The organism is Streptomyces niveiscabiei (genome assembly GCF_001419795.1).
Classification (GTDB): Bacteria; Actinomycetota; Actinomycetes; order Streptomycetales; family Streptomycetaceae; genus Streptomyces; species Streptomyces niveiscabiei.
Genome location: NZ_LIRL01000069.1, coordinates 1 through 5033, shown reverse-complemented (window position 1 = coordinate 5033; position 5033 = coordinate 1). Strand labels below are relative to the sequence as shown.

The following is a 5033-nucleotide window of genomic DNA, read 5'->3' as shown; positions in this document are numbered from 1 at the left end:
CCTTGGACCGTGCCCGAACCCAGATCCACCCCCCCGCCGCCCGCCGCGCCGGCCCACCCGCATCTCGCCACGTTGAAGCGGCTGGAGAAGTCGTCCGGATCGCTGGCCGCGCAGGCCATCGCGAGGATGGACGAGAGCCTGCCGTGGTACCGGGCGATGCCCCCGGAGAACCGTTCCTGGATCGGCCTGGTCGCGCAGGCGGGCATCGCGGCGTTCACGGAGTGGTTCCGGCAGCCGGACGCCCCGCAGGCCATCTCGACGGACGTCTTCGGGACCGCGCCGAGGGAGCTGACGCGGGCGATCACGCTGCGGCAGACCGTCGAGATGGTCCGCACGACGATCGAGGTCATGGAGTCGGCGATCGACGAGGTGGCCGCGCCGGGCGACGAGGGGGTGCTCAGGGAGGCCCTGCTGGTGTACGCCCGGGAGATCGCGTTCGCGACCGCGCAGGTGTACGCGCAGGCGGCCGAGGCACGGGGTGCCTGGGACGCGCGGCTCGAATCCCTCGTGGTGAACGCGGTGCTGAGCGGGGAGGCCGACGAGGGGGCGGTGAGCAGGGCCGCCGCGCTGGGCTGGAACTCCCCGGAGCACGTGTGCGTCATCCTGGGCACCGCCCCCGACGGTGACTCGGAGCTGACCGTGGAGGCGATCCGCCGCGCTTCCCGGCACGCCAAACTCCAGGTGCTGACCGGCGTGTTGGGCACCCGTCTCGTCGTCATCGCGGGCGGCAGCGACAACCCCCTCGCGGTCGCCAAGTCGCTGATCGGCCCGTTCGCGGCGGGCCCGGTGGTCGCGGGCCCGGTCGTACCGGACCTCCAGACGGCGACCCGCTCCGCGCAGGCGGCGGCGGCCGGGCTGAAGGCGTGTCTGGCCTGGCAGGACGCTCCCCGGCCGGTGCTGGCGGACGATTTGCTTCCGGAACGAGCGATCGCGGGCGATCCCACCGCGCGCGGTCAGCTGGTGGAGGAGATCTACAGACCGCTCGAAGAGGCCGGTTCCGCGCTCCTGGAGACACTCTCCGTATATCTCGAACAGGCCAGCAGTCTCGAAGGCGCCGCCCGGATGCTCTTCGTCCATCCGAACACCGTGCGCTACCGGCTCCGACGTGTGACTGACGTCACCGGATGGTCACCCTCCGATGTACGCTCGGCCTTTACTCTGCGGATCGCGCTGATCCTGGGGCGCCTGGCCGACGGAGATCCCCAGACCTAGGCTTTTGTCGGGGCTCCACAAAACCCCCTGCTGTTCTTCGTCCCTGTCCCCACGGGCGGCCGCGCCCGTCCCCAAGAGAGAGTGTGAGAGTGCTCGTACTCGTCGCTCCCGGCCAGGGCGCCCAGACGCCCGGCTTCCTGACCCCCTGGCTCGATCTCCCCGGTGTCTCCGACCAGCTTGCCGCCTGGTCCGAGGTCATCGGGCTCGACCTGGTGCACTACGGCACGAACGCCGACGCGGACGAGATCCGTGACACCGCCGTCGCCCAGCCGCTGCTGGTCGCGGCCGGCATCGTCTCCGGCACGGCACTCGGTGCCTTCGCGCCGGGCGCGGTCGCCGGGCACAGCGTCGGTGAGCTGACCGCCGCCGCGTGGGCGGGTGTCCTGTCCCCCGAGGACGCGCTGTCCCTCGTCCGCAAGCGGGGCCTGGCGATGGCCGAGGCCGCCGCCGTCACCGAGACCGGTATGGCGGCGCTGCTCGGCGGCGACCCCGAGGTGACCCTCCCGCACCTGGAGAAGCTGGGGCTGACCCCGGCGAACATCAACGGCGCGGGCCAGATCGTGGCGGCCGGTACGGCCGAGCAGATCGCGGCGCTGGTGGCGGAGAAGCCGGAGGGCGTGCGGAAGGTCGTCGCGCTGAAGGTGGCGGGCGCGTTCCACACCCACCACATGAGCCCGGCGGTCGAGAAGCTCGCCGAGGCCGCGCAGGCCCTCACCCCGGCCGACCCCTCGGTCGCGTACGTCTCCAACAAGGACGGCAAGGCCGTCGCGACCGGCGCCGAGGTGCTGGAACGTCTCGTCGGCCAGGTCGCGAACCCGGTCCGCTGGGACCTGTGCATGGAGACGCTCAAGGAGCTCGGCGTCACCGCGATCATCGAGGCGGCCCCCGGCGGCACCCTGGTCGGCCTCGCGAAGCGCGCCCTGCCCGGGGTGAAGACGCTGGCCCTGAAGACCCCCGACGACCTCGACGCGGCCCGCGAGCTGATCGCGGAACACGGCGCCTGAGAGGAGATCCCGATGGCGAAGATCAAGCCCGGCAAGGGTCATCCGTACGCGCGCATCCTCGGTGTGGGCGGCTACCGCCCGACCCGTGTGGTCCCGAACGAGGTCATCCTGGAGACGATCGACTCGTCCGACGAGTGGATCCGCTCCCGGTCCGGCATCGAGACGCGGCACTGGGCGAACGACGAGGAGACCGTCGCCGCCATGTCGGTGGAGGCGTCCGGCAAGGCCATCGCCGACGCGGGCATCACGGCCGAGCAGATCGGCGCGGTGGTCGTCTCGACCGTCTCGCACTTCAAGCAGACCCCGGCCGTCGCGACGGAGATCGCCGACAAGCTGGGGACGAACAAGGCCGCCGCGTTCGACATCTCGGCGGGCTGCGCGGGCTTCGGCTACGGCCTGACCCTCGCCAAGGGCATGATCGTCGAGGGCAGCGCGGAGTACGTGCTGGTCATCGGCGTGGAGCGGCTCTCGGACCTGACCGACCTGGAGGACCGGGCGACGGCCTTCCTGTTCGGGGACGGCGCCGGGGCGGTCGTCGTGGGCCCCTCGAAGGAGCCGGCGATCGGCCCGACGGTGTGGGGCTCGGAGGGCGACAAGTCCGAGACGATCCGGCAGACGGTGCCGTGGACGGACTACCGCGACGGCGTCGTCGACAAGTTCCCCGCCATCGCGCAGGAGGGCCAGGCGGTCTTCCGCTGGGCCGTCTTCGAGATGGCGAAGGTCGCCCAGCAGGCGCTGGACGCGGCCGGCATCACCGCGAGCGACCTCGACGTCTTCATTCCCCACCAGGCCAACGAGCGGATCATCGACTCGATGGTGAAGACGCTGAAGCTGCCGGAGCACGTCACGGTCGCGCGTGACGTACGCACCACCGGCAACACCTCGGCCGCCTCGATCCCGCTCGCGATGGAGCGGCTCCTGGCGACCGGGGAGGCGAAGAGCGGCGACACGGCGCTCGTCATCGGTTTCGGGGCGGGTCTCGTGTACGCGGCGACGGTCGTTACCCTCCCCTAGGCACTCCGTTGCCGGATCACGCAATCCTGCGCCTGGCCACGGTAAGCAGCACAGCCAACCCTCTGGAAAGAAAAAGAAGGAGCGCCACCATGGCCGCCACTCAGGAAGAGATCGTCGAAGGTCTCGCGGAGATCGTGAACGAGATCGCCGGCATCCCGGTTGAGGACGTCCAGCTGGACAAGTCCTTCACCGACGACCTGGACGTCGACTCCCTGTCCATGGTCGAGGTCGTCGTCGCCGCCGAAGAGCGCTTCGACGTCAAGATCCCGGACGAGGACGTCAAGAACCTCAAGACCGTCGGCGACGCGACCGACTACATCCTCAAGAACCAGGGCTGACCCTCCCTGGGCTCTGAGCCTGTGGGGTGATTGCCCCGCCACCCGGCGGTGGCGCCGTTTCATCCTCGAAATTCCGTAGGAGAGAGAATTCCCGTGAGCCCGACCAATCGCACCGTGGTCGTCACCGGTATCGGCGCAACCACACCGCTGGGTGGCGACGCAGCCTCGACCTGGGAAGGTCTGATCGCCGGCCGGTCCGGCGCGAAGGCGCTGACCCAGGAGTGGGCGGCCGAGCAGGCCGTCAGGATCGCGGCCCCGGCCGCGGTGGACCCCTCCGAGGTGCTCCCCCGCCCGCAGGCCCGCAAGCTGGACCGCTCGGCGCAGTTCGCGCTGATCGCCGCGCAGGAGGCGTGGGCCGACGCCGGCTTCACCGCCCGCGCCGGCGACGACGCCTCGATCAACCCCGACCGGCTGGGCGCGGTCATCGCCTCCGGCATCGGCGGCGTGACGACCCTGCTGGACCAGCACGACGTACTGCGGGAGAAGGGCGTACGCCGCGTCTCCCCGCACACCGTCCCCATGCTCATGCCGAACGGCCCCTCGGCCAACGTCGGCCTGTACGTCGGCGCCCGCGCCGGCGTCCACACGCCGGTCTCCGCCTGCGCCTCGGGCGCGGAGGCGATCGGCTACGCGATCGAGATGATCCGCACCGGCCGTGCGGACGTCGTCGTCGCCGGTGGCACGGAGGCGGCCATCCACCCGCTGCCGATCGCCGCGTTCGGCAACATGATGGCGATGTCCAAGAACAACGACGACCCGCAGGGCGCGTCCCGTCCGTACGACAAGGCGCGCGACGGCTTCGTCCTCGGCGAGGGCGCGGGTGTGGTCGTCCTGGAGTCCGCCGAGCACGCGGCGGCGCGCGGCGCGCGCGTGTACGCCGAGGCCGTCGGGCAGGGCATCTCCGCCGACGCGCACGACATCGTGCAGCCGGAGCCGGAGGGGCGCGGCATCGCCGCCGCGCTCAACCACCTGATGTCCTCCACCGACCTGGACCCGGCCGAGATCGTTCACGTGAACGCGCACGCCACCTCCACGCCGGCCGGTGACATCGCCGAACTCAAGGCGCTGCGCAAGGTGTTCGGGGACCACGCGGACCACTTCGCGGTGTCCGCGACCAAGTCGATGACCGGTCACCTGCTGGGCGGCGCCGGTGGTGTGGAGTCGGTCGCGACCGTCCTCGCGCTGTACAACCGGCTCGCGCCGCCGACCATCAACGTCGAGCACCTCGACCCGGAGGCGGAGGCCAACGCGGACGTCGTCCTCGGCGAGGCCCGCAAGCTGCCCGTCGAGGGCCGTATCGCCGCGCTCAACGACTCGTTCGGGTTCGGCGGGCACAACGTGGTCCTGGCGTTCCGCACGGTCTGAGAAGGCTCTGTACGACGCTGAAGGGTCCCAACCTCGCGGGGTTGGGACCCTTCTCGTGTGCGTGGGCCGGGGTCGTGTTTCGTGTGCGTGGGCCGGGGTC

Annotated in this window: 5 protein-coding genes; all 5 read left to right on the top strand. The window is 71.1% G+C overall.

The annotated features are described in order from the left end of the window. Positions 1-9 precede the first annotated feature (9 nt). The 5 genes from AOK24_RS04355 to AOK24_RS04335 all read left to right on the top strand — a co-directional run bounded on the left by AOK24_RS04355 (position 10) and on the right by AOK24_RS04335 (position 4933). Positions 10-1212 (top strand): PucR family transcriptional regulator, encoded by a 1203-nt coding sequence (locus AOK24_RS04355; protein WP_055718730.1) that lies wholly within the window; start codon positions 10-12, stop codon positions 1210-1212. Positions 1213-1301: 89 nt separating this feature from the next. Beyond that, positions 1302-2216 carry an ACP S-malonyltransferase gene (locus AOK24_RS04350; protein ID WP_055718729.1) on the top strand — a complete coding sequence of 305 codons (915 nt, stop codon included), beginning with the start codon at positions 1302-1304 and terminating at the stop codon, positions 2214-2216. Positions 2217-2228: 12 nt separating this feature from the next. Beyond that, positions 2229-3230 (top strand): ketoacyl-ACP synthase III, encoded by a 1002-nt coding sequence (locus AOK24_RS04345; protein WP_055718728.1) that lies wholly within the window; start codon positions 2229-2231, stop codon positions 3228-3230. An 89-nt stretch (positions 3231-3319) separates the two neighbouring features. Beyond that, complete coding sequence (locus tag AOK24_RS04340; protein ID WP_010354715.1) at positions 3320-3568, top strand: acyl carrier protein; 249 nt, start codon at positions 3320-3322, stop codon at positions 3566-3568. A 93-nt stretch (positions 3569-3661) separates the two neighbouring features. Continuing rightward, on the top strand, positions 3662-4933 hold the full coding sequence (locus tag AOK24_RS04335) for a beta-ketoacyl-[acyl-carrier-protein] synthase family protein (protein ID WP_055718727.1): 1272 nt from the start codon (positions 3662-3664) through the stop codon (positions 4931-4933). Positions 4934-5033 lie beyond the last annotated feature (100 nt).

Excerpts from the sequence above, each read along its gene's own strand:
- AOK24_RS04340 (WP_010354715.1), top strand. The coding sequence starts at position 3,320 with ATGGCCGCCACTCAGGAAGAGATCGTCGAAGGTCTCGCGGAGATCGTG.
- AOK24_RS04345 (WP_055718728.1), top strand. The coding sequence starts at position 2,229 with ATGGCGAAGATCAAGCCCGGCAAGGGTCATCCGTACGCGCGCATCCTC.